We start from the raw sequence: 24,889 nt of genomic DNA, 5'->3' as shown, positions 1-24,889 counted from the left end.
AGCAAGTAGCTAGATTAGAAAAATCCTAGGAAATATCTAGAAGACCATAAAATCCCTTTATAGTAATATCCTGCTTTATCCCAGGAAGCTCTCTCGAAGAGATCCTGAGGAACCCCTATTCTCTTAGGGGCAGGATTGAATTTAATGACTTACAGTTGTAGGAAAATATGAAGTTCGTCGTATCCCGAAATGAGTTAGGAAATCTTATAAAAAAAATCCAAAGCGTTGTTCCTCAAAATACTCCTATCCCTGTGCTTACCCATGTACTTATCGAAACATGTAACGATGAGCTTGTCTTTACTGCTACAGATCTTACGGTAAGCACCAGATGCGTAGCTCAGGCAAAAGTCTATGAGTCTGGCGCCATTTCCATCCCCTCTAAAAGATTTTTTCAACTGGTGAAAGAACTAACAGAAGCTAATCTTGAAATCTCCGCAACTACAGGAGAAATGGCGAAAATCACCTCAGGATCTTCTTGCTTCCGCCTACTTAGCATGGGTAAAGAAGACTTTCCTATGCTTCCTGATATCCAAAATTCTGTACGGTTTACTCTTCCTGCAGAACAGCTCAGAGAAATGCTACAACGCACATCTTTCGCTGTTTCTCGAGAAGAAAGTCGTTATGTTCTTACAGGAGTTTTATTAACTATTGCTAATGGTATTGTTACTGTAGTAGGTACGGATGGGAAACGATTAGCAAAGACCGATGCCGAGATCTCTTTAGATAAAAGCTTTTCTGGCGATTACATCGTTCCTATTAAAGCTGTTGAAGAAATTATTAAACTCTGTTCCGAAGATTCTGAAGCTACTATCTTCTTAGATCAAGCAAAAATTGCTGCAGAGTGTGGCAACACATTATTAATTACCAAACTACTTTCTGGGGAATTTCCTGATTTTTCTCCAGTAATCTCTACCGAAAGCAGTGTACAATTAGACCTTCACAGAGAAGAATTAATTACCTTACTAAAACAGGTAGCATTATTTACTAATGAATCTTCGCATTCCGTAAAGTTCACCTTTACTCCCGGTGAGCTCACTTTAACAGCAAATTGTACAAAAGTTGGCGAGGGTAAGGTTAGTATGGCGGTAAACTATTCCGGAGATCTATTAGAAATTGCCTTCAATCCTTTCTTCTTCCTCGATATCTTAAAGCATAGTAAAGATGAGTTGGTACGCTTAGGCATTTCGGATTCTTATAATCCAGGTATTATTACTGATTCTACCCGTAGCCTATTCGTTATTATGCCAATGAGATTGCATGATGATTAATGAAGATTCTTTCCCTGCGTCTTAAAAATTTCAGAAATTATAAAGAAACTGAAGTTTCTTTATCTCCAGATATGAATTATATTTTTGGAGAAAATGCTCAGGGTAAAACAAATCTTCTTGAAGCCCTTTATGTTTTGTCTTTAGGCAGATCTTTCCGTACCACACATCTTACAGAGGCTATTTGCTTTGGCAATCCTTATTTTTTTCTGGAAATGACCTTTGAAAAAGACGGTTTTCCTCATACACTATCTATTTATGTAGATAAGCAAGGAAAAAAGATTCTTTGTAATCACTCTCCTATAAAAACGCTATCACAATTGATAGGCATGGTGCCTATTGTTCTATTTTCCTCTAGAGACCGCTCTTTGATTTCAGGAACTCCCGCAGACCGTAGACTCTTTCTTAACCTACTTTTATCTCAATGCGATCCTCAATATAAACACACGTTATCTTATTATCACCGAGCCTTATTACAAAGAAATACTCTACTCAAAACTAAGCAAACTTCCACGTTATCAGTTTGGAATGAGCAACTTGCTACTCTAGGTGCTTATTTAACCTTAAGTCGATATTCTTGCTGCGAACAATTAAATAAACTAGTTCAAGAATTATGGAGCAATTCCTTATCAGAACAACTGCGTATTAAATTTAAAAGCTCACTAATTAAACAAGATAGAACTTCTCAAGAGATTATTACTGACGAACTTAGAAAACAGCTAACAACAACACTACATCGTGATTTAGAGTTAGGAACTACATCCGTAGGCCCTCATCGTGAGGACTTTACTTTAATGATTAATGATCTCCCTGTTGCACAATTCTCTAGCGAAGGGCAAAAACACAGCTTACTCGCCATTCTTAGACTTGCAGAATGTCTTTATATAAAAAACATCTATAACGCATGTCCTTTATTCTGTATGGACGATATTCATTCAGGATTAGACAATCACAGAATCTCACAATTACTCGACCTTGCTCCTACTCTTGGACAAACCCTAATGACCTCTACAAATACCCCTCATCAAATGTTATCCGAAACCAGTAGGATCTTTTCGGTTAATCAAGCTCAAATATCAATTCATTCTCATTCGATTATTAAATAGTAATTTTTATTACTTTTATAATTAATATCTTAATTATTTTTTAAAATAAGTTAATTAAACACGCTGGTTTTTAATAAAAAACTTATTAAAATAATAATATCGGTGTGCAAATGAATAAATTATTATTAATTTTACTATTTTTAATATCTGGAACGTCACTTTTAGCAGATACTTCTATAATTCAAACACTTCCTTCAGGAATTGGTGGGATTAGAGAAACATCTCAGCAAAAAGAATCAGTAATCTGCGTTCACGCATTTTTAAGATCTTATAGATCATTAAAACCTATTGGTAATGTCTTAGAAAAAGAAAATTACGACGTATTTATCTGGAACTATGAAACTCGCAAATTTACGTTAGAAAGACATGCTGATCATCTTGTTAAATTAATTAAAAAGATAGCGGAATTAAAGCCTGGTGTTCCCATCAACTTTGTAACACACTCTATAGGAGGTGTTATTGTTCGAGTAGCCTTGGCAAAACCTGATTGCCCTCAGGAAGCAAAATGTGGTAAAGCCATACTCATGGCTCCTCCAAATGCGGGATCTACATTAGCGAGACGTTATAGATCTTTAGCTATTGTACAATTTATCTTCGGAGGAAAATTAGGTAGACAATTACTTACCTATTGCCCAAGAAAAATGCTTGATGTGGGGAAGCTTCCTTCTACAGTAGAGGTTCTTATACTGAGTGGAAATAAGCGCAGTAAGTTTCTTCCCTTTCGTTTAGAATGTGAAAATGATGGAAAAGTTTGTACTGTAGAAACTTGCTTAGATACCCCACACAAGGGATATGTGATTAACACAAACCATACCTATATCATCACAAACAGAAAATCCATTTTTCTAATGAGAGAGTTTCTAAAACACGGTAGCAAAACTACGGCTATAGAACAAGTTCCTGAAGAAATAGAACAAAAGGTAAAGGAAAATAAACAGAAAAGCTCTAGACTAAATACGAGCAAAAACAAGGATATCTACGTTATCCATTGTTTTGGCTCTCACCCTTATAATCTTTACGGCTTTCCCAAAACTTGGAAACCTAACTCACAGCAAAAAAACGAAATAAATCCTGAAACGTTAGAAAAATAAAGAAAGCTATCAATAATAGAGAAAATGGGATTAACATTTTCTCAATAAGCTTCATATTCAAACGACGTCTTGAGATCATCTCCCAGAGGCAAAGTACAATATAGCCTCCGTCCAATACAGGAATCGGAAGAAGATTTAAAACTGCTAAATTAATGCTCACCAATCCAATCCAAAATAGAGCTTCGGAAATTCCTAAGGACCATCCTTTATGTAGCATATGAACAATCCCTACTGGTCCCGACAACCACTGAGGATTCAGTCGGCCTACAACTAAAGCCTTCATAGTACGTAGACTATCTTTAGAAATATTAATGATTAAAGCATCCGGAGTAGGATTATACTTTACAGTCATATCCTTCAAAGGAATTCCAAGAGATAGTTTTTGTTTTTCTATTTCTATTCTATCTAGATAATAGCGTTGTTGATCTTGATTCTTAAATTTTTTTGCCATTTCACGGCGTTTATTTAAAAGATCATCGGAATAAATGCTTATCCATGGTTTAGGTTGGATCGGAGATAATAAACGATATTGACCCGACTCACGCACTTCTTGGGCACTTCCTATTGAATTAATAATTGCTAATAGGTTTTTAGCATCATAAGAACGGATAAACCTTTCATCAGCAATGGAAGAATCTACATCCTCTAGTTGCTCAGAACTCATTTTTTGAATAATTATTGATACCTTATGGTTTTGAACCAAACGCAAAATATCTGTACTCCCACTAACAGGGGTGCCATCTATAGCTAAAATACGATCTCCCAATTCTAATTTATCTTCCATAGGAGGAAATGGAGATTCTGGATCTATAGGCTGTAATTCTCCTTCTACATAACCGTAACTATTAATCATATAGGGTAAAGTATATAGAGAAGACCATTTACCTTTAATGCCGGCTTCATACTGATTATCAATAAGTTCATTCCTTACGTAAGGAGATAGATATAATGTGCTTGCTAGCATCCTAGGAATGCGTAATGATAATTCCTTGTCATAACGAGAAACTTTAACAAATGCATACGCTTCATTCAGTATTTGAGAAACTTGCATCGGAGAAAATAAGATTTGTCCATCCATCCATACCAATCGATCACCCGGCAATATATTCGCTGAATACATCGGAGATTCTTTTGAAATAGGCTCCTGATAACGGTATAAAAGATAGCTAGCTCCAGCAAGAGGGATACCATTTTTATTCACATCGAATTCTGTATCCAAGGAAAATTCGGTAGAAGTTTTTGAAAGATACGCGGGATGTACTCCCTTGAAAGATAGATGTCTGTCTAATAAAGCTGAGGTAATAGCGTCTTTATCTGAATAATAGGATTTGCCATTACATGTAAGAATCTCATCCCCCAGGTTTAGACCTTTTTCTTTTAAAATAGGATTCACCCAGCCAACAATACGAGAGTACTCAGAATAAGCCTTATTTCTACCCCCTGAGATATACAATGCACCAAAGGCCACAAAAGCCAATAAAATATTAGCTATAGGACCTGCGGCAAGAACAATAATTCTTTTCCACGGAGATTTGCTGAAAAAACCTTGAGGTATGTCGTAAACAGAATCGGGATCCGCATCCACGCCCTTTTCTCTTTTATCCATACCCTTAATGCGAACATAACCACCAAAAGGGAAAATACCTACACGATATTCTATATTCCCAATTTTCTTTTTATATAAAGCCGGACCAAAACCAATACTAAAACTCTCAACAGCCATACCTACAGACTTAGCTGCTAGTAAATGACCCAATTCATGGATCAATACCAAAACCCCTAAAGCAAGGGCTGCAAGAATAAAATATATTATTGTCATATATGTACCGGGTTATATCTCTTGAGCAAGGGCTCGAGCTTCTTTATCAACAGCAAAGACATCATCTAATGAAGTGCACGAAGAAACTCTATAATTTTCCATAAGTTTTGTTAACTTATTTAGAATATCGCACCAAGCAATTTCCTCTGTTAAAAATCTTTGAACTAAGACCTCATTAGCGGCATTAAAAAATGGTCCCGCGGATCCTTTCTCTTTTAATACCCATCTAGCCAAACCAATACTTGGAAAACGCTCCTCATCTATAGGAAGAAACTCTAGCGTTTGTTTTATAGAAAAATCTATCCCTTTGAGAGGTGATGGACAACGTTTTGGAGTGGTTAATACATGTTGTATGGGAAAGAGCATACTAGGAGGATTCATTACAGAAAGCACCGTCCCGTCTTGAAACTCTACCATACCATGAATTAAACTTTGAGGATGAATTACAGCATCTATCTCCGCATTTTCCAATCCAAATAACCAATAGGCTTCTATTATTTCTAAACCTTTATTTACCAATGTTGAAGAATCTACGGTAATTTTAGCCCCCATATTCCATATAGGATGCTTCAGTACATCTTCAATAGTTACACAATTTAATTCTTCTCTAGACTTGTATAATAAAGGGCCTCCAGAAGCAGTTAATAACAACTTTTTTACTTCCGAAGCATTCCTCCCCTCTAAACATTGATATAGAGCATTATGCTCACTATCTATAGGCAAAATTGTCGTTTGATATTGCTTAGCAATCCCTTTGATAATCTCACCAGCAGAAACTAAAACTTCTTTATTTGCTAACGCCAGGATTTTCCCCGATTTCATTGCTTCTATAATTGCCGGTAAAGCTACAACACCTGAAGATGCGGCAACAATAGTATCAATTTCTACAGCTGTAGCAGCTGCTAATAATCCTTCTTCACCAAGAAATACTTTAATATTAGGAAATTCTTTACGAATTTCAAAATAAATTTGTTCATCATATACAGAAACTATAGAAGGAGAGAACTCTCGAATTTGTTCGAAAAATAAATCCTTATTATTACCGTATGAAGCAAGGGCGACCACATTGAATAAATGAGGAAGAGACCGAATAATTTTTAAAGTCTGCTGTCCTACACTTCCAGTGGATCCAAAAATAGCTAAATGTTTCAAATAGCAACCTTAACAAATTGAAAAAAAAATCATAACTCCTAGATTAGAGAGTTGTCAATTCTGTATTCAGGCTATTTTTTGAATAAAATCTTTTATAGGCTAACTTCTTTCCATAATGAAATAAAGAAACAACAACATAACAAGCCATTAATATAAAAACTGAAATACCTGAAGTTGATAATCCCACATCATATGATGTTAAAATTGCTCTAGAACATGCAGGAGCAGTTAATGCTGTAAGAGCGCCAAAAATTAAAGACCAAAAAAGCATCCCCCGTACAGAAACAACAAAAACTTTCGCAATAAGTCCAGGGATTAATAAGAAAGCTAAAGCCATTAAAACTCCCACCGCTCTAAATGCTCCTACTAGGCTTGCTGACAGTTGTAAGATGATTAAGTAATCAATGATTTTCACAGGAATTCCTAAAGAAGAAGAGAATACTGAATCAAAAGAAACACAAACAAAACTACGAAATCCTATCACAGAAACAAATAGGTTAACTAGAAGAATAGTATACACAGGGAAAATATCGCCACGAGTTAATGAATCTGCATTACCTAAGATAAGTTCAGTTCCTATATGTGCGTTACGTGTTAGAAATACTAAAAGAAGTAAACTCATTGAAAATAATAAAGAGAATACTAGAGCTGTACTTGCTTCTTCAGGAACCCGAAAAATATTCCTTATGAAATGAATAAGAAAACCCGTAAGTAAGGCAGTTGAAACAGACGCTAGAGTAAGAGTTCCCAAAGATAATGATGTTAATTGATGAGTAAATAAACAAATACTCACTAAGCCAAATAATACTGTATGAGAAACAGCATTAGCATACATTGCCATCTTCTTTAAAACTAAAAAACTACCTACAAATGCTCCAGAAAGAGCAATGGCCAAAAATACGATAACCTGAATATCATCGATAAACAAGTGTCCTAGAAATAGCTCTCCAGAAAAAAATCTTAAGAAAAATACCTTGAAAAATTGAATAAAGGACACTCCATGATATGGCGAAAAGGCTCCTATCATAGTTCCTCCTTCTGTTTTGGTTTCTCTGGAATTAATTTATCATGTGGATCGTAATGAGGATTATCTAACATTTCTGTAATCGCATAATCTAATTCATCTGTTAAAACATGCTCCATTTCTTCAGCAAAACCATGAACATCTTCTTCCTTGAATTCTAAAGAATGTACGAGATAACATTCCCACAATCTGTGAGCTCGAACTAATCTTTTTGCTCTGATCTTTCCTTTCTCACTAAGACTCCAGCGATAATTGCTATATTTTAAAAATCCCTGATATTCAAGAAGCCAAATTCTAAATCTTGGAAAAGGCCTAGGTCCAAAATATTCCTGATATTTATGAGAACAAACAAAATCACGTGCCCCAGCCTCAGTCAATTGATCTTCTAGCAAATACCAAAACACTTTAAGTAAATGCTCTTGATTCTTTGAAAATGAGAAGTGTTTCCTGCGTATGTAGCGTATTACCCATCCCGATTTTGGAGAAAACATCAAGCAAAGGAAGGTTAAACAACCAGATATAACAACAACGAGTGGGCCCGTAGGCAAAGTGATTACACCTAGATGTCCAGAAACATTACAACTAAAAGCAACTGAAACATAGCTACCAAGAGCACCACAGACTCCTCCGAATAAACAAGAAAGAAGGAAAATAATATTCAACCTATCCGATAATTGACGGGCTGCTAAGGAAGGAGCAACGAACATTGAAGATATCAATACAATACCTACAGAACGTACACCACTTACAATTACTAAGGAAATAAATACAAGGACAATGGTTCCAGAAATACGAGTACTCAGTCCACAAGTTGAAGCATAATCCTTATCAAAGATAGTCACGACAATTTGACGATACCACCACCATAAAGTCACCAAAGAGATAAGAAAGACAAAGGCTGCAAGTTTAGCTTCTACATAACCTAAAGTAGCCGCCTGTCCGTATAGATAGGCGTTGATACGATTATATAATAAAGGGCAACAATCTTTCACATAACTGGCTAAAATAACTCCCATGCCAAAAAAAACAACCAGAACAAAACATAGAGAAGCATCCTTATGAACTCTTAATACTCCTTCTAAAAATACTATAATTCCATAACCAGAAATCGCAGCTAGACAACCAAAAATAATCACTAAAATAATAGAATCTGTGAAAAAAGATACTTTATAACTCAATAAAGCGCCCAGAAGCAGTCCTGGATAAGAAGCATGAGAAAGACTCTCGCTTAGAAGAGGTTGTCTACCCACAAGTAGCACAGTCCCCCATAAAGCAGTTGTCATGCAAATTAAAGTAACAGCTAGAAAGCTCGACAAAAAAATAGAATCAATAAAAACGCAATCGAGCATTTAATACGCTCCTTGTTGCTTTCCCCTGGATAGTTTAAGAGTGCGGTCCAAAAGCTCTAGTTCACAACCATAAGCCTGAAAAATATTTTTGTTAGTTAAACATTCATCAACCGGTCCAGAACAAATAAGATGTTTGTTTAATAAGATAACATGATCAAATAATTGGCGTACATGACTAAGGTCGTGGTGCACCACAACGATAGTGCGTCCCTGTTCTTGCAAATCACGTAAGACATCTACAACAGTCTGATACGAAGCCATATCTATAGCGGAAAATAATTCATCCATAAGATATAGATCTGCTTTTTGCATAAGAGCTCGAGCAAGAAATGCCCTTTGTTGCTGCCCACCCGATAGCTTTCCTATTTGCCTATTGGCTAAAGCAGATAGACCTACACGCTCTAAAATATTGTAAGCTTCCTTACGATCATCAGCCGTTATTCTTCCCCACATCCCCTTGTATCCATAGCAACCCATGAGAACAAGATCCAGAACTGTCATAGGAAAATCCCAATCTACACTAGCTCTCTGTGGCATATAGGCAACACGTTGATGTACTTTTTTAAACTTATTTCCAAAAAACAAAGTATGACCGGCTGAAGGTCGTATTAATCCAAGTGAAGTTTTTAAAAGAGTGCTCTTGCCCGCACCATTAGGACCTAAAACTGCTGTCAAGGATCCTCTTCTTAAAGAAAAAGAAACATGGCATAAAACATCTGAATGATCATAGTTCACACATAGATCATGTACTGACCAAGCAATTTCATTTTGTCTATTCAAGAAATAGTCCCTCCTAGCTCCTCAGTAATTGTGCAAACATTATGCTTAAATGTATTAAAGTAATCATTTTTAACATTATCGCTATATAAAGGGCGGCTTGCCAATCGGACACTGTGTCCTTTTTTTAAGCATGAAGCAATTTTTTTAAGCGCATCTTGATTTAAAGTATCTTCAGGAAACATAACAGTAACATTATGTTCGTGGATATAATCTACAACGAGCATGATATCGCGGATACTAATTTGAGCTTCAGGAGATATTCCTTCAGGAGAAATGCATCTTTTATTCCAAACATTTGATTTCACCTCCTCTGGAGTTGCTAAATATCGTCTTGTGAAATAACTAAACGCATTGTGACCTGAAACCAAATATCTCGATTCTTCGGGTATTGTAGATAAACATCTTTTCGCCCAACTATCCAACATTTGCATTTCCTCTATTAATTCATTAGAATTAATAGTGAATTCTTTTTCATATTCTGGAAATTCAGAAATTAAAGCAGCGGTTATCTCTTTAGTTCCCTCTGTCCAAATACTAATATCTGTCCAAATATGCGGATCATAGAATCCGTCTTCTTCCAAAGGAGAAAACACTTCACGGGCTATTAATCGTTCTCCAATATTCACAGATTTAGGATTACCTTCTAAGTGCTTGCGTAAGCTTGCTGTATGTTCTAAACCAAGACCATTACAGAAAATGAGCCTGCTCATTGCCATTTTATCTTCATCACCTTTGACCATTTCGTATGCGTGAGGGTCTATGGCACCATCGATCAGTACTATTGAACAAAGTTTATCTCCTACAATTCTAGACACACAATCATGTATCATTCGATTCATAGACAATACATAAATTTTATTATCACTATTGTGCACCTTAGAAGAAGAGCATCCGGAAACAATAAAAATTAAAATTAAGGAAAATGAAAGTTTTACTCTTTTGAACAGACGTGCTAACAACATATGCCTCCATTTAGGGAGATTATTCTCAAGAAATTAATAAAATCGGAACAATGAAAATCATAAGGTATATAAAAGAGACAAAAAAATCCCGCTATTTATTTAGAAAATCTGGTGTAGGAATTAATAAAGATGGGAATAATGAAAAGAAATCAGAAAGATGAATTTCATATTTTTTTGCATTTTATAAAAGAAACAAAAAAACAAGTTTCATCACAATGAAAAGGCTTTTAATTATAAAGAAATAAATGTTATAGCAACACTTTTTGTCCTTATGATTGTTTCTTTTAAAGTTATTTATGAAACAAAAAGATCTTCTCCAGGAAAATAACATTGCGAAAAAAAGCAAAATCCAACATAAATTACGTCTCTAAATAAACAGAACTTTAATTTTATTTTTCTAAACGTTAAATTGAAAGTATGCCAAATTCTTTCTTATAAAATTTATAAAGTAAGCATCGATTAATTTTTACGAAGATTTAGCAAGTTATAAAGGTGGGTTTCATGGCCGTAGAACAGTCGAATATAAATGAAGAAATAGAAAAACTGATCTTAAAAGCTATTAGAAAGGTCTGCGGAGATAAGGAAAACGATTTATGTCGCTATCTTCCTGGACCGAGTGGTGGCTATATGCACCATTTTACATTAAAAAAAATGAAAAGTGCCGCCCCCGAGCAGTTTCTAAAAATGTTAAAAACATTTATTCTAGAATCTGATTCACCACGAGCCATTAATCCAAAGCCTCGAGCCCCTAGAGGATCTAAAAAACGCAGAGATTTTATCAACTTCACAAAAACTGATATAGAACGTGTTCTAGAATTAGCCAGACAGGTAGGAGATAAAGATCTCTTAGCACGATTTAGCCCAAAAAAACCCCTACCTTCGTTAAAAAGAGAGCTTATTCGTTCCATCCGCAACGGAATGGTTAGTGTTGAGCTATGGAATGCATATGTAGAAGCTGTAAGAACTAATTCTTCAAGTTTGGATTCTCCTCAGTCTTTTGTTTAAAAGACCTTATAATCGGCTAAGTAAAGTAAATATTTTAGCCGATTTTTTCCTCAGTCTCTCGAGTGCTCTGGGAGAGCCTATGGCTTCTCCTCTCCTTTTTTCTTGTCAATAGAGAAAAAAGTTGGTATGCTAGAAGGCTAAAAAACTAAAAATTAATTGTTTTAAAGACAAAACTATTAATAACTTATAAATTATAAAACTAAGCTATTTCAGAGGGTAAATATGACACAAACAGCGGAAAAACCTTTTGGAAAATTGCGCTCCTTTCTTTGGCCAATACACAAGTATGAGCTGAAAAAGGTGCTGCCAATGTTCCTAATGTTCTTCTGTATTGCGTTCAACTACACCGTATTGCGTGATACAAAAGACACTCTTATCGTAACGGCTCCCGGCTCTGGTGCAGAGGCTATACCCTTCATCAAACTGTGGCTTGTCGTTCCTTGCGCTGTTGTCTTTATGCTTATCTACGCCAAGCTAAGCAACATTTTAAGTAAACCGGCCCTCTTCTATACGGTTATCACCCCATTTCTTCTATTCTTTGCTCTATTCCCAACAGTAATTTATCCATTTCGTCACATCTTACATCCAACGGATTTCGCTGACAAATTACAAACTATCCTCCCTCAAGGATTGATGGGATGTGTCGCTATGTTAAGAAACTGGACCTTTGCCGCATTTTATGTGCTTTCGGAGCTATGGGGAAGTGTTATGCTTTCTTTGATGTTCTGGGGTTTTGCTAATGAGATTACTAAAATCAGCGAAGCCAAGCGTTTTTACGCTTTATTCGGAGTGGGCGCTAATATCGCTTTATTAGCTTCTGGACGTTCTATTATCTGGGCTTCTAAACTACGTGCTAGTGCTGCAGGAAATACAGATCCTTGGGGACTTTCTCTATATCTCTTAATGAGCATGGTTATTCTTTCCGGTGGTATTATTATTCTGTGCTACTGGTGGATGAATAAGTGTGTTCTTACTGATTCTAGATTCTATGATCCTAAAGAATTAAACAAATCTAAGAAATCCAAACCAAAGATGAGCATGAAGGAAAGTTTTGCCTATTTAGCAAGATCCCCTTACATGTTACTGTTAGCCCTACTTGTTATTTGTTATGGGATTTGCATTAATCTCGTAGAAGTGACATGGAAGAGCCAATTGAAGATGCAATACCCAAATGCTAACGAATATAGCCAATTTATGGGTAATTTCTCATTCTGGACCGGAGTTGTTTCTGTTATCGTAATGCTATTTATCGGCGGTAACGTTATCCGTAAATTTGGTTGGTTAACAGGAGCCCTTGTAACACCAGTTATGGTATTATTAACAGGCGTGCTTTTCTTTGTTCTAGTTATCTTTAGAAATCAGGCTTCTGGAATCGTAGCTATGTTAGGAACTACACCTCTAATGCTTGCTGTTATGGTGGGAGCTATCCAAAACATTCTATCTAAATCCACAAAATATGCCCTCTTTGATGCAACCAAAGAAATGGCTTATATTCCATTAGATCAAGAACAAAAAGTTAAAGGGAAGGCTGCTATTGATGTGGTTGCCGCTCGTTTCGGCAAATCCGGGGGTTCTTTAATCCAACAAAGCCTTCTGGTAGTTTGCGGAAGTATTGGAGCCATGACTCCTTACTTAGCAGTAGCTCTCTTTGTAATTATTGCTGTATGGTTAGTCTCAGCAACAAAACTTAATAAACTGTTCTTAATTCAATCTGCAATCAAAGAACAAGAACTTGCAGGAGAAGAAGCCGCTGTTGCTTCCGAAGATGTTGGTTCTTCATCAACAATCCAGGGAACACCTGCTGTTGAAAATGCTTCTTCATAATTGAAGTAGATCTTAATAGAAGAAATCCTCACTCGTATTCACAGTGAGGATTTTTTTTGTCTTTAAATATTTCCAGAGATCCTGGTTCTTATACCAGTTTTTAAATCAACAACGTATCTGTGAAAATTCATGATATTCTTTAAATGAAAATCTATTTCTATTTTTTTCTTACGAAACCTCATTCGATGACTGAAATAGCAACAGATGTTGCTAAGAGGATTAGTATCTTTTTGATTTCTATATCTTCTATATTGAGTAATATTTCTGTATTCTGAATAAGTTGATAGAGCAATGTTTGGTTCATAATTAGGATTAGATTCGTGAATAAAATCTTTTAGAAAACATCCTGCAAGTATTCGCATACCTCGCTTAGGAATAGAGCCGTCTATCCATGATAAAAATTGCCAAGAAGAAATTGGTGTCGATCGGATGAGTTCTAGTTGTCTCCAAGACAACCCGTGCAGACACATACATAAAAGAAGATTTCTTACTTCTTCTTCTGTAAATTCTACACGAAGCCCTGTAGATGTCTTATCTTTATCTTTCTCACTGATATACCTACTGTAATCTCCCTGACAAATAATCAACAATCTATCAACTATCATTGCTACATCTTGATGATTCCAGGTATTATTTTTAATATGACGCATCAAACAAGAATATTCTGATTCGTCTATTTCTTGAACAAGTCCATACAAATGTAGATTAAAAATTGTTTGTGGTTTTAAATTATTATCAGAAGACCGATGAATTAAACCTAATTCAGAAAACCAATAGACTCCAGAACAGCTCCAGCTCCGTATTATTTCATTTTCATTTAAAACTTCATTATTACCTAATTCTATAAAACGTTTCATCCAATATAGAGGGCAATTTTCCACAAATAAGTCATCCAAGTTAAGAATCTCCTGGCTCTTGATTTCTCTATCTAAATCATCAACACCAAAAGCTTCTACAGCACTTCTTAACTGTGAAGAAAGTTTATCCAAATTATTCTTAACTGATGAGTCTTGATATTCTCTAAAATGAGAAATAGAAGTTATCAACTCTCTGAATTTCATAATATCCAAGTCCTGAGTGGTTACCAAATCAAAAAAAACTTTAGGGAATTTTGATTTAATCACCTGGCGAAACCCTAAAGGAATTTGGATATTTTTTGGTTGCGAATACTTAATTATCAGCTGTGCGGTAACAAAAGATAGAATACACCAACCCAAGCCTCCGAGCAGTAAAGAAACAATAAGATTCATGGACGAGGGCAAAGTTGATAAAAAAATCAGACCTGAAACAATGCATAACATACTCGAAACAACGAGTATAATTATTTGAAATATTGTTGGTCTCCTCGATTGCATGTATCGACAAACCACTTCTTGCTTTGGAAGTGTTTGGGGAACAAAAAGATTCGAAGATTTCATGAGTCATACTAAATAAAATAAAAATCAAAATATTAAATTATAATTATTGAATTTCTAGATTTTTATATTTACAACACAATGTTCTGAAAACAATAAAACATGTAAGTTGCAAATACAAGTATTATTCTATTTTTGATCTTCGTAAATAAATTAAACTCACCTTCTTGTATTCTAGTAGTATTGACAACTAACTATGCTCAGTCTAACATGACTCTCTCTGAAACTGATAAAACTCCTGCTGTATTTTGAAAGAGTATAAATTAGAAAATATTCGAAATTTTTCTATTATTGCGCATATTGATCACGGAAAATCTACAATTGCTGATCGCTTACTTGAAAGTACAAGTACGGTTGAGCAGAGAGAGATGCGTGAGCAGCTCCTTGATTCTATGGATCTTGAAAGGGAACGCGGTATCACTATTAAAGCCCATCCCGTAACTATGTATTATGAATACAATGGTGAAGTTTATCAGCTTAATCTTATAGATACTCCTGGCCACGTGGATTTCTCTTATGAAGTATCACGCTCTTTATCTGCCTGTGAAGGAGCTCTACTTATTGTTGACGCTGCTCAAGGTGTGCAAGCTCAGAGTTTAGCTAATGTTTACCTAGCATTGGAGCGTGATTTAGAGATCATTCCTATTTTAAATAAAATTGATTTACCCGCTGCTAATCCCGAGAGAATTCGGAAGCAGATTGAAGATTATATAGGATTAGATACTACCCATGCAATTGCCTGTTCAGCAAAAACTGGAGAAGGAATTCCAGAAATTCTTGAGGCAATAATTGAGCTAATTCCTCCTCCGAAACTCCCTGAAGAAACGGAACTAAAGGCTTTGATTTTTGATTCTCATTATGATCCTTATGTAGGGATCATGGTGTATGTTCGTGTTATCAGTGGAGAAATTAAAAAAGGCGATCGTATTACCTTTATGGCAACAAAAAGTTCTGCGTTTGAAGTCTTAGGTATTGGAGCTTTCCTTCCTGAAGCCACTTTAATTGAAGGATCACTAAGGGCAGGTCAGGTAGGCTATTTTATTGCTAATTTAAAAAAAGTAAAAGATGTAAAAATCGGTGATACTGTCACTACAGTAAAACATCCAGCAAAACTACCTTTGGAGGGGTTCAAAGAAATTAATCCCGTAGTTTTTGCTGGCATTTATCCTATTGATTCATCAGATTTTGATACTTTAAAAGATGCTTTAGGTCGTTTACAGCTTAATGATTCTGCTTTAACTATAGAGCAAGAAAGTAGCCATTCTCTAGGTTTTGGATTTCGCTGTGGATTTTTAGGCTTGCTACATTTAGAGATTATTTTTGAAAGAATTATTAGAGAATTTGATCTTGATATTATTGCTACAGCACCCAGCGTAATCTATAAGGTCGTCTTAAAAAATGGAAAAACACTATTAATAGATAACCCCACAGCCTATCCCGACCCTTCAATTATCGAGCATTTGGAAGAACCTTGGGTACATGTAAATATCATTACGCCTCAAGAATATCTAAGTAGTATTATGAATCTATGTTTGGATAAGCGCGGTGTGTGCCTAAAGACGGAAATGTTAGATCAGCATAGGTTAGTACTTTCTTATGACCTACCTTTAAATGAAATCGTCTCTGATTTTAATGATAAATTGAAATCTGTAACCAAAGGTTATGGGTCTTTTGATTACCGTTTAGGAGATTACCGTAAGGGATCAATTATAAAGCTTGAAATTTTAATCAATGATGAACCTGTTGATGCTTTTTCATGTCTAGTACATAAGGACAAAGCAGAAGCTCGCGGAAGAAGTATTTGTGAAAAGCTTGTTGATGTAATCCCACAGCAACTCTTTAAAATTCCTATTCAAGCTGCTATCAATAAAAAAGTAATCGCTCGGGAAACAATTCGTGCTCTTTCAAAAAATGTTACTGCAAAGTGTTATGGTGGAGATATCACTAGAAAACGCAAGCTCTGGGAAAAACAGAAAAAGGGTAAAAAACGTATGAAAGAGTTTGGAAAAGTTTCTATTCCTAATACTGCTTTTATTGAAGTTCTTAAAATAGACTAATTCTTTCTACTCAAGAATCAAGATTTTTAAGAGATAATCCTTATTATCTTTGTTTATTATTATTACATAATCCATCGAAACTTAAACGTTTAGAATAAACAAAAAAAACAAAGAGAAGGGATACTAAGTATCCCTAAAGAAACAAGAGACTTGTCAGGAGAACTAGTCATTATGACAAAACTCCCACATTTCTCTCAAAAATTATTTTACAAGCGTTGTAGTTTTGGTCCCTATCCAATCTGTATGATAGAATTCTCCTCGAGGCCTATCCTTACGTTCATACGAGTGTGCTCCGAAATAATCTCGCAATCCTTGAGCTAAAGCTATTGAGGAATCTTTTGTTCGGTAACCATCATAGAATGTCAAAGCAGCTGCTAAACAAGGTACGGGATATCCCGAGCCAATTGCGTAAGCAATTGTTCTGCGCCATCCGGATTCAGAGTTTTGCAGTGTGGATTTGAAATAAGTTTGTAAAATTAGTGAAGGCGCTTCAGGTTCGTTTTCGAAACCTTTGTAGATAGCATCTAAAAATACGCTTTGGATAATACATCCCCCTCTCCACAATAAAGCTAGCTCTCCGAAATTTAGATTCCATTGGTGCTCTTCTGATGCTTGTTTTAATAGCATGAATCCTTGAGCATAGCTAATGATTTTTGAAGCATATAGCGCCTGGAATACATCTTCGATAAAAAGATGAGGATCTTTAGGTTTTTCAAAAACTATAGGAATACCTGGAAGCTCCTTTGCTGCCTGTTCTCGAACAGTTTTCCATGAGGAAAGAAAGCGTGCTAGTACGGATTCGATAATCAAAGAAAGAGGAACCCCAGAATCAATAGCATCCATTGCAGTCCATCGGCCTGTACCCTTTTGCCCCGCAACATCTAAAATCGTATCAATAACTGGAGAACCCTCAGAATCTTTTAAAGACAGTACCTCTACGGAGATCCTCATAAGGTAGCTTTCTAATTCCCGACCATTCCACTCAGAAAAAATTGCTGATACGGCCTCGGGAGATATATCTAAACGTGTTCTTAACAATCCATAAGCTTCGCAAATTAATTGTATATCTCCGTATTCAATGCCATTATGTACAGTTTTTACATAATGTCCTGCTCCTCCAGGGCCAACCCAACAACAACAGGGATTACCATTAACCTTAGCAGAAATACTTTGAAAAATAGGTGCAATAGCTGGCCAAGCATCACTATTGCCTCCCGGCATAATAGAGGGTCCATACCTAGCCCCCTCTTCACCTCCAGAAATCCCCATGCCTATAAAAAGAATACCTTTTTCCTTAAGGTCTCGGCATCGCCTTTCCGAATCTTTATAGTAGCTATTTCCTCCATCGATAATAATATCTCCGGCTTCAAGATGGGGTAGTAGTGATTCAATACTTTGATCTACAGGAGTTCCTGCTTTGATCATAAGCATTACTTTTCTAGGACGTTTTAAAGAACAAACAAAAGCTTTTAAATTTTCATGCCCCTGAAGGTTTATGTTTTGAGAATGCTCCTGAAGAAACTCTCGGGTTTTCTCTGGACTCCGATTGTAGACAGAAACAGAAAAACTATGATCTATCATGTTTAATACAAGGTTTTTCCCCATAACAGCTAAACCGATTAGCCCAATATCTGCTTGCTCTGCCACTAGTCCTCCTCAACACTTAAATTAGACGCAAAACTAATTTTTTCTTTTTTCCCTGTGCTAATAAAACATATCGATTGTAACACACTTGAGACTCTTCAAACACACTTTGCTCATCAGCTATGGGGTCACTATTTACATAGAGACCTTTTTGTTCGATCAATCTTCTAGCTTCTCCTTTGGAGTTGCAAAATCCCACTTCAACAAAGAGATCTATCCATCGTTTGCCGACAGTCTGTATTCTCTCTAAAGATACCCCCTGTCCCATAGAAATAAGATCTTGGAAATCCTTCTCAGAAACTGAAGATACCTTACCAGGATGCATACTTTGAGTAACTGCCTGAGCCTCCTGAAGTCTATCCTTACCATGTATAGAAGCTACTATAGTTTCAGTAACAAACTTTTTCACAGCTATAGGATCCGAAAGAAACTGATGATCTAAATCAAAAATTTCCTCATTGCTCAATAAAGTTAACGTACGTGCTATTTTAGGAATCTCTGAATCTGGCAATCTTAGAAAGTACTGGTATAGCTCATAAGGAGATGTTAGAGCAGGATCTAACCAAATAGTTCCCGATTCAGTCTTTCCGATCTTCTTACCTTGGCTATTTGTTAATAACGGGTAAGTCAAGCCATAGGCCTGTCCTAATCCCTTACGACGAATATAATCAATTCCAGAGGTAATATTCCCCCACTGATCACTTCCTCCGCACTGCAAAGATATACCATACTTTTCGAACAAGTAGGCGAAATCATACGATTGCAAAAGTATATAACTAAACTCAGTATAGCTAATGCCCTCTTCGGATTGGATACGCTGTTTAATTGTATCCTTGCCCAGCATGGTTCCTAATCTAAAATGCTTCCCTACATCTCGAAGAAAATCAATGACTGTAGTATTTTTAAACCAATCCATATTATTCACTATTTGCACTCCAGGCAAATAGTGTGAGAGACATTCAGAAAGCTTCTGACTGTTATGCACTACCTGATTACTTTCTAATAGGGTACGTTCTATACTTTTGCCAGAAGGATCTCCTATCATTCCTGTAGCAGAACCTACTAAAGCCACAGGAGTAATACCGAAATTTACCATTCTACGTAGAAAGCATATCCCTATCCAATGTCCAATATGAAGAGAAGGTGCTGTTGGATCAAATCCGAGATATGCGGAAATGGGAGAGGTTATTCTATCTAATCCGGAGGAAAAATCTTCTAAAATTCCTCGATCCTTCAAATGTCTTATGAAATCCCGCATGGCAACTACAAAAAAATCTTAATAATGGAAGTATCATCTTAACCATCGGTCTTCTTATATGCAAGATTCCCTTCTAAGTTTAATATCATAAAGAAAAAATGATAGAAAAAAAATCCATTTTTATATTAAAATTTATCAATTTTTTAAAGGTTTCTTGTGACTTCTATAACTTCAGATGCAATCAATACTACAAGTATTCAACAAGCACGAAGTAGAACATCAAAATTTATTCCCTCAGCTTTATGCGTGCGTATCACTTCGGTAATTCTTATTACTCTAGCAATTTTAGCTACAGTAGGAAGCTGCGCGGCTTTAATAATTACCTTAAATCTCTGGTTCTTATTATTAAGTACTGTTGCAGGAGTGTGCTTAAGTCTTGGAATTATTATAAACTTTATGCTTCCTGTTAAAAAAGAAAACGGACATATTTCTTAAAGGAAGGCTGACAAAGCCGCTCGAAGTTTAATAAGGGCTTTGGAATGAATTTGGGAGACACGTGATTCACTAACTCCTAGGATTTTTCCAATCTCCTTAAGAACTAGCTCTTCATAATAATATAGGGCCATGACCTTGCGCTCCTTCTCCTCTAGCCCCTCTATAGCATTTGCTAAAAATGAGGAAAATTCTTTTTTATCGACGATATCGTATCCTGTTTCTGCTCGTTCATCAGGAATACGCTCTTCTAAAGCTACGCCAGGTTCTCCATCGGATAGCGAAGGTCTTTCCTCATTCAAGGAGATAATCAGTGCAGGACGTGCTGAAACAAACCATCCGGAAAGTTCTTGTTGGGAAATTTGGAAGTACTCACAAAGATCTCCATCGGTTGGCTCTCTTCCTAGAGATTGCCTTAGAGTATCTATAGCATCTGAAAGCTTATTTGCCTTTTGATGAACACTTCTGGGAACCCAATCTTGTTTCCTTAAATCATCAATAATCGCAGCTTTTATTAAAAATAGAGCATATCCCTCAAAGCGGCGACTTTTCTCCGGATCAAAACGCTCTACAGCACGTACTAATCCTTCAACTCCGGAAGCATACAAATCTTCGGTTTTTACATGGGAGGGCATACCTGAAATCAAACGGTGAACTACGCATTTGACTAAATGTAGGTAAAAATCGATCAGAGTATCTCGACACTCAATTGCTTGAGTCTCCCAATATAATTCCCAAATCTCAGAAATATTTTGCGTATTTTGTGTTTTCACAAATTTTTTTCTTCGGTAATTATCTTAAGAATAAATAAAAAAGATATTTTAAACAATATTCTAATTAAAATAATTTATTCGTTTTAATTAGATTGATTTCATAATTAAAGTATCAAAACTTCATCTGAAACAGATCCTAGTAAGGAAAGAGGGATTTCTTCAGGAAGTTCATTATGTGATAAAACAAGAAGATCTGGGAAGTAAGGTTCGATCATTTTTCTTAATTCAAAACGGGATTCGCATCCAGTAATAATAGCTCGAAACCCTCCATCCTCCGACTGCTTTAGGAGGTTCTGCACTTGATGAACAACTTTATCACACATTAGGGGATTAGATTTTAAGTATAAGTCACCTATCATTCGTTCTACATGTGAATCTACAGTAATAATTTCTAAAATATTTTCCTTATCCCAAAGAGCCCTCCCTATATGTTTCCCTAAGTATTTCCTGATCTTTTCAGAAAGAATTTCTAGACTTTCTTCATGAGAACCGTATAACGCTATTGCTTCCAGTATCTTAGGGAACAACCTTAGGGATATACGCTCTTTAACTAGAGCCTTCATTAAAAAAAGAAGAGAATTCTCAGAAATTTTTTTCGGAATAATCTCATCAATGGAAATTCCAAAAACGTTTTGCGTATCTCTTATCAGAACTCTAATATCTTTTCCATGAATAGCGTCTGGGACTAGATTTCTTAATATTGGCAAAAGACAAATCAAAGATATCTCTTTGATAGAAAAATGTTGCCCACCATAACTCAACGAAGCTTTTTTATCAGCATGAGCAACCCGTATTTCCTTAGGCAACAAAACTCCTGTTTCATTGAAGATAACTTCACAAGCTTGCGTATAGATTTCTCTGGGATTTGTTCCTTTATAATCTATTGGAAGCAATAGATGTATTTGTTGAAACTCTTCGGTTATAAGTTCAAATCCTTGTATAGTATCTCTTCGTTTATGTGCAATGAATAGGACTATCACAAAGGCAATTATAGGTCCCTTAGGAGTTCCCGAAACAAATAGTAATGAAGAAAGCAAAACGGCAATTGTTTTAAAATGAGTCCTAGCTTGCTCATAATAATCTATCATGTGCTCCAGCAAGGATTCTTTTTGTCCTACCTTGGATATCAATGTAGCTGCAGCACATGATGTCAATAAGGCGGGCACTTGACTTACTAGAGCATCTCCTACAACCGTCAACCATAAATTATCAGCAACACCATCTAAAGAGTATGAAAAGTAAGAAGCTGCTATAGAATTAACAATAAGCAAAATACAGCTAACAATCGCATCTCCTTTTACAAAGCGAAATACTCCCTCCATAGAGGAAAAAAAATCACTCTCCTCAAAAAGATCTTGTTTTTGCTTTTCAACATCAATACCAGATGCCCTTCCGGATAAAAGATCGGCATCCAACGACATCTGCTTACCGGGGAGCGCTTCTAAAATAAATCGGGCACGAACTTCAGCAACTCTTTCCGAACCCTTAGCAATCACAAGAAAATTGACTAGAAAAAATAGACAGCAGGCAATAGTTCCTGCCCCCAAACTTCCTAGGGAAAAGAAATTCCCTAATGAAAAAATCATAGGTGAGGCCCAACCTGAGGACAAAATCAATCGGGTTGAAGCAAGATTTAATCCCAAACGAAATAAGCAAAGATATAAAAATAATGAGGGGAAAAGCTTAGCCTCGTGACTAGATTTTAAAGAAAATACCCAAAAGACAACAGTTAAAGACAGGATAAAATTGATACAGAGACCAGCATCTAAAATCCCTTGGGGCAAAGGCATTAAGAAAGAAAGAAGAATGCCTAAGGGAATGAGAGCCATTCTCCACAGTTTCTCTTGTTTGCTTGTCACCAAGCTCCTCCCTTCTGAGACTCTCCTAGTTTTCTTAAATAATGACAAAAAATATATATCTTCAAGAAAAACTCTTATGTCACAAAATAGCGAATTTTAGTTTATGTTTATCTTGTGGACTATTTTCTTCTATGCTAACGTCTTTATTTCTTAGAGACATTTGTACGGAGTATAGCGCAGCCTGGTTAGCGCGGTTGCTTTGGGAGCAATAGGTCGGGGGTTCGAATCCCTCTACTCCGAATCGTTTCATTCTTTATAACAAAAGATTTGCAGGAAATCCGATGGCAAAGTTGATCATTTCATCCGACGACGAAACACAAGAGTTTGATCTGGAAGATGGTTCTAGTATCGCTGAACCTTGTGAATCTTCGGGCGTTCCTTTTGCTTGTACTGAGGGCGTTTGCGGTACATGTGTTATTGAAGTCTTAGAAGGACAAGAAAATCTTTCTAATTTCACCGATGAAGAAAAAGACTTTCTTGGTGAACCTGAGGATTCTAATGAACGTTTAGCCTGCCAGTGTAAAATCAATGGCGGATGCGTTAAAGTCACTTTTTAAATCTTGATCCTAAAATAATCTGAAACATTAAGATATTTACATTTGATTAATTGTAAAAGTCTTGATTTTTTTATTTATTAAATCGAGAAATAAAGAATTTCATTTGCAAACCGAGATATTTTCTTTCTTTTTCAGTCTTTCAATCACAAATTTCTTGAAAAAAAACTTCCTATCTCTTAGAGAAGATATGCTTTAAAATATTGATTACGTTTAGCTTTTAAAAAAATCAATATTTTATATGTCACAACTTATCAATACTCAAGGATCGTCTCATCCTATTCCTGGGACACCCTTTTCTGGAATACAGCGAAGCCAAAATAAACAGGGGGTCGCTAAGAGAGTAGCTCTTGCCACTGTGGCTGCTTTGTCCCTTGTAGGGTTTGTAACCACCCTAGCTCTAACCATTACCCTGAGTATGCCACCTCTTGCAGCTGCCGTGGTAATATTCTCTATAATCGCTGTAGTCTGCTGTGTTCTTCTCAGGAAGACACCCACAAGAGTCGCTCCTCTTCCTCAACCTATAGAAGAGGGAACTCCTGAGCATCCCGGCCTAACTATTCCAGAATTCACCCCAGAACCTTCTCTTCAACCGGTGAAAGAGACTGAAGGACAACCTAGTCCTGTTGCTACACCAATAGAGACTCCGACACCGACCCCAGCACAACCTCAGGACTTACCTGCATCTGTGACTCAAGCACTTCCTACCGATGCACCTGTATCCTTATTACCTATTCCTAGCGCTCAGCAATTACTTGATAGTTGGACACAACTACCCTCCTCAAATTCTATCGATACACCTAAATTTGATCCTGTTGATGCCGCAACTACATTCAAAGGTTGGAAAGTCCCAAATACTAAAACAATCCTAGTGTCTACCTGCGGTGATATTACCAAACCTAGATTTACCACACAGGGTCTTTGCCCTATGTTGGTAAACGCTGCTAATGATACCATGTACAGAGGAGGAGGAGGAACAAATAAGTTCTTCACAAAAGCAGTAAGCGTGGAAGGGTGGCGTAATTCTACAGAAAACAAGAGAATGTTACAAATTGGTGAGTGTCTCGCGGGAAAATGGATAAATGCTGACGGCACAAATAACGACTCTAATCCTGCAGGCCCTGCACTTCTTGCACAACTGCTAGGACCTATGGCCAGCCAGATAAATAACGATCCAGAAAGATGCTATCAAGTTGTTACTCAAGCTTATGAAAACTGCTTAACAAAGGCCTTACAGAAAGACTCTATGTATGTTCAGGTTCCTCTTATTTCATCCAGCATTTACGCTCCCGATCCTAACTTAGTTGTAAATGGACGTAATGTTCGCAATCAATGGATAGATGCTGTAAAAGCTGCTTTGGTAACTGCTGTTCAAAACTTTGCAACGCAAAATCCTAATGTACAGATGATTCTTGTCGTCACGGACATAAATAACCCTCCTTTAGGATAGAATTAAGATAGGTCAAGAAAAGTCATGCATCTTGAATAGGAATCTTATTTGAGGTGCATGATAACTTGTC

General features: G+C 36.3%; 20 protein-coding genes and 1 tRNA gene. 10 read left to right on the top strand and 11 right to left on the bottom strand.

Going from position 1 to position 24,889, the window contains the following annotated elements; translation table 11 throughout:
* Positions 1 to 167: 167 nt before the first annotated feature.
* From dnaN to H9Q19_RS04700, 3 genes are all read left to right on the top strand, one after another.
* Positions 168 to 1,268, top strand: coding sequence for a DNA polymerase III subunit beta (dnaN, locus tag H9Q19_RS04710; protein WP_213240800.1), 1,101 nt, complete (start codon positions 168 to 170; stop codon positions 1,266 to 1,268).
* Complete coding sequence (recF, locus tag H9Q19_RS04705) at positions 1,268 to 2,371, top strand: DNA replication/repair protein RecF (protein ID WP_213240798.1); 1,104 nt, start codon at positions 1,268 to 1,270, stop codon at positions 2,369 to 2,371. The genes dnaN and recF overlap by 1 nt, the downstream gene beginning before the upstream one ends.
* A 110-nt stretch (positions 2,372 to 2,481) precedes the next feature.
* Entirely contained in the window at positions 2,482 to 3,462 is a 981-nt protein-coding gene (locus H9Q19_RS04700; RefSeq protein ID WP_213240796.1) for an esterase/lipase family protein, read from the top strand.
* Here the strand turns inward: H9Q19_RS04700 and H9Q19_RS04695 are convergent.
* The 6 genes from H9Q19_RS04695 to H9Q19_RS04670 are packed head-to-tail and all read right to left on the bottom strand — an operon-like array spanning position 3,413 to position 10,548.
* Entirely contained in the window at positions 3,413 to 5,281 is a 1,869-nt protein-coding gene (locus H9Q19_RS04695) for a site-2 protease family protein (protein WP_213240794.1), read from the bottom strand. The two genes, H9Q19_RS04700 and H9Q19_RS04695, sit on opposite strands and share 50 nt — an antisense overlap.
* A gap of 12 nt (positions 5,282 to 5,293) precedes the next feature.
* Positions 5,294 to 6,433 carry a 1-deoxy-D-xylulose-5-phosphate reductoisomerase gene (dxr, locus tag H9Q19_RS04690; RefSeq protein ID WP_213240791.1) on the bottom strand — a complete coding sequence of 380 codons (1,140 nt, stop codon included), beginning with the start codon at positions 6,431 to 6,433 and terminating at the stop codon, positions 5,294 to 5,296.
* A 43-nt stretch (positions 6,434 to 6,476) separates the two neighbouring features.
* A complete protein-coding gene (locus H9Q19_RS04685; RefSeq protein WP_213240789.1) occupies positions 6,477 to 7,460 on the bottom strand; it encodes a metal ABC transporter permease in 984 nt (327 codons plus the stop codon).
* Complete coding sequence (locus H9Q19_RS04680; protein ID WP_213240787.1) at positions 7,457 to 8,806, bottom strand: metal ABC transporter permease; 1,350 nt, start codon at positions 8,804 to 8,806, stop codon at positions 7,457 to 7,459. The genes H9Q19_RS04685 and H9Q19_RS04680 overlap by 4 nt, the downstream gene beginning before the upstream one ends.
* Positions 8,807 to 9,586, bottom strand: a complete 780-nt coding sequence (locus H9Q19_RS04675; protein WP_213240784.1) for a metal ABC transporter ATP-binding protein — start codon at positions 9,584 to 9,586, stop codon at positions 8,807 to 8,809. It abuts the gene before it with no gap.
* On the bottom strand, positions 9,583 to 10,548 hold the full coding sequence (locus tag H9Q19_RS04670) for a metal ABC transporter solute-binding protein, Zn/Mn family (RefSeq protein ID WP_213240782.1): 966 nt from the start codon (positions 10,546 to 10,548) through the stop codon (positions 9,583 to 9,585). The genes H9Q19_RS04675 and H9Q19_RS04670 overlap by 4 nt, the downstream gene beginning before the upstream one ends.
* Positions 10,549 to 11,049: 501 nt before the next feature.
* On the opposite strand from H9Q19_RS04670, the gene ddbA reads away from it, so the two are divergent.
* Both ddbA and npt1 read left to right on the top strand, forming a co-directional pair.
* On the top strand, positions 11,050 to 11,553 hold the full coding sequence (ddbA, locus tag H9Q19_RS04665) for a DNA binding protein DdbA (protein ID WP_213240780.1): 504 nt from the start codon (positions 11,050 to 11,052) through the stop codon (positions 11,551 to 11,553).
* A gap of 222 nt (positions 11,554 to 11,775) precedes the next feature.
* On the top strand, positions 11,776 to 13,377 hold the full coding sequence (gene npt1, locus H9Q19_RS04660; protein ID WP_213240778.1) for an NTP/NDP exchange transporter Npt1: 1,602 nt from the start codon (positions 11,776 to 11,778) through the stop codon (positions 13,375 to 13,377).
* A 62-nt stretch (positions 13,378 to 13,439) separates the two neighbouring features.
* Here npt1 and H9Q19_RS04655 read toward each other — a convergent pair whose 3' ends face one another.
* Positions 13,440 to 14,795: a DUF1389 domain-containing protein gene (locus tag H9Q19_RS04655; RefSeq protein ID WP_213240776.1), complete on the bottom strand. Its 1,356-nt coding sequence runs from the start codon at positions 14,793 to 14,795 to the stop codon at positions 13,440 to 13,442.
* Between the two features lie 245 nt (positions 14,796 to 15,040).
* Between H9Q19_RS04655 and lepA the strand changes: the two genes are divergently transcribed.
* Entirely contained in the window at positions 15,041 to 16,849 is a 1,809-nt protein-coding gene (lepA, locus tag H9Q19_RS04650) for a translation elongation factor 4 (protein WP_213240774.1), read from the top strand.
* Between the two features lie 201 nt (positions 16,850 to 17,050).
* On the opposite strand, the gene gnd is transcribed toward lepA, so the two are convergent.
* Both gnd and tyrS read right to left on the bottom strand, forming a co-directional pair.
* Positions 17,051 to 18,496 carry a decarboxylating NADP(+)-dependent phosphogluconate dehydrogenase gene (gene gnd, locus H9Q19_RS04645; protein ID WP_213240772.1) on the bottom strand — a complete coding sequence of 482 codons (1,446 nt, stop codon included), beginning with the start codon at positions 18,494 to 18,496 and terminating at the stop codon, positions 17,051 to 17,053.
* A gap of 16 nt (positions 18,497 to 18,512) precedes the next feature.
* Positions 18,513 to 19,751 (bottom strand): tyrosine--tRNA ligase, encoded by a 1,239-nt coding sequence (gene tyrS / locus H9Q19_RS04640; protein WP_213240770.1) that lies wholly within the window; start codon positions 19,749 to 19,751, stop codon positions 18,513 to 18,515.
* A 156-nt stretch (positions 19,752 to 19,907) separates the two neighbouring features.
* Between tyrS and H9Q19_RS04635 the strand changes: the two genes are divergently transcribed.
* The gene (locus tag H9Q19_RS04635) at positions 19,908 to 20,186 is read left to right on the top strand and encodes a hypothetical protein (RefSeq protein WP_213240768.1); all 279 of its coding nucleotides are present in this window, start codon (positions 19,908 to 19,910) and stop codon (positions 20,184 to 20,186) included.
* On the opposite strand, the gene H9Q19_RS04630 is transcribed toward H9Q19_RS04635, so the two are convergent.
* Together H9Q19_RS04630 and H9Q19_RS04625 are read right to left on the bottom strand one after the other, a co-directional pair.
* The gene (locus tag H9Q19_RS04630) at positions 20,183 to 20,956 is read right to left on the bottom strand and encodes a FliA/WhiG family RNA polymerase sigma factor (RefSeq protein WP_213240767.1); all 774 of its coding nucleotides are present in this window, start codon (positions 20,954 to 20,956) and stop codon (positions 20,183 to 20,185) included. The genes H9Q19_RS04635 and H9Q19_RS04630 overlap by 4 nt on opposite strands.
* A 104-nt stretch (positions 20,957 to 21,060) precedes the next feature.
* Positions 21,061 to 22,785, bottom strand: a complete 1,725-nt coding sequence (locus H9Q19_RS04625; protein WP_249324535.1) for an EscV/YscV/HrcV family type III secretion system export apparatus protein — start codon at positions 22,783 to 22,785, stop codon at positions 21,061 to 21,063.
* Between the two features lie 195 nt (positions 22,786 to 22,980).
* Here H9Q19_RS04625 and H9Q19_RS04620 point away from each other — a divergent pair.
* The 3 genes from H9Q19_RS04620 to H9Q19_RS04610 all read left to right on the top strand — a co-directional run bounded on the left by H9Q19_RS04620 (position 22,981) and on the right by H9Q19_RS04610 (position 24,819).
* Positions 22,981 to 23,055, top strand: a tRNA-Pro gene (locus tag H9Q19_RS04620).
* Positions 23,056 to 23,096: 41 nt separating this feature from the next.
* Positions 23,097 to 23,372 (top strand): 2Fe-2S iron-sulfur cluster-binding protein, encoded by a 276-nt coding sequence (locus H9Q19_RS04615; protein ID WP_213240763.1) that lies wholly within the window; start codon positions 23,097 to 23,099, stop codon positions 23,370 to 23,372.
* A gap of 238 nt (positions 23,373 to 23,610) precedes the next feature.
* Positions 23,611 to 24,819, top strand: coding sequence for a macro domain-containing protein (locus H9Q19_RS04610; protein ID WP_213240761.1), 1,209 nt, complete (start codon positions 23,611 to 23,613; stop codon positions 24,817 to 24,819).
* Positions 24,820 to 24,889: the final 70 nt, after the last annotated feature.

This window comes from Chlamydia crocodili, assembly GCF_018343815.1.
GTDB classification, from domain to species: Bacteria; Chlamydiota; Chlamydiia; order Chlamydiales; family Chlamydiaceae; genus Chlamydia; species Chlamydia crocodili.
This window is presented reverse-complemented; position numbering and strand designations above follow the sequence as displayed.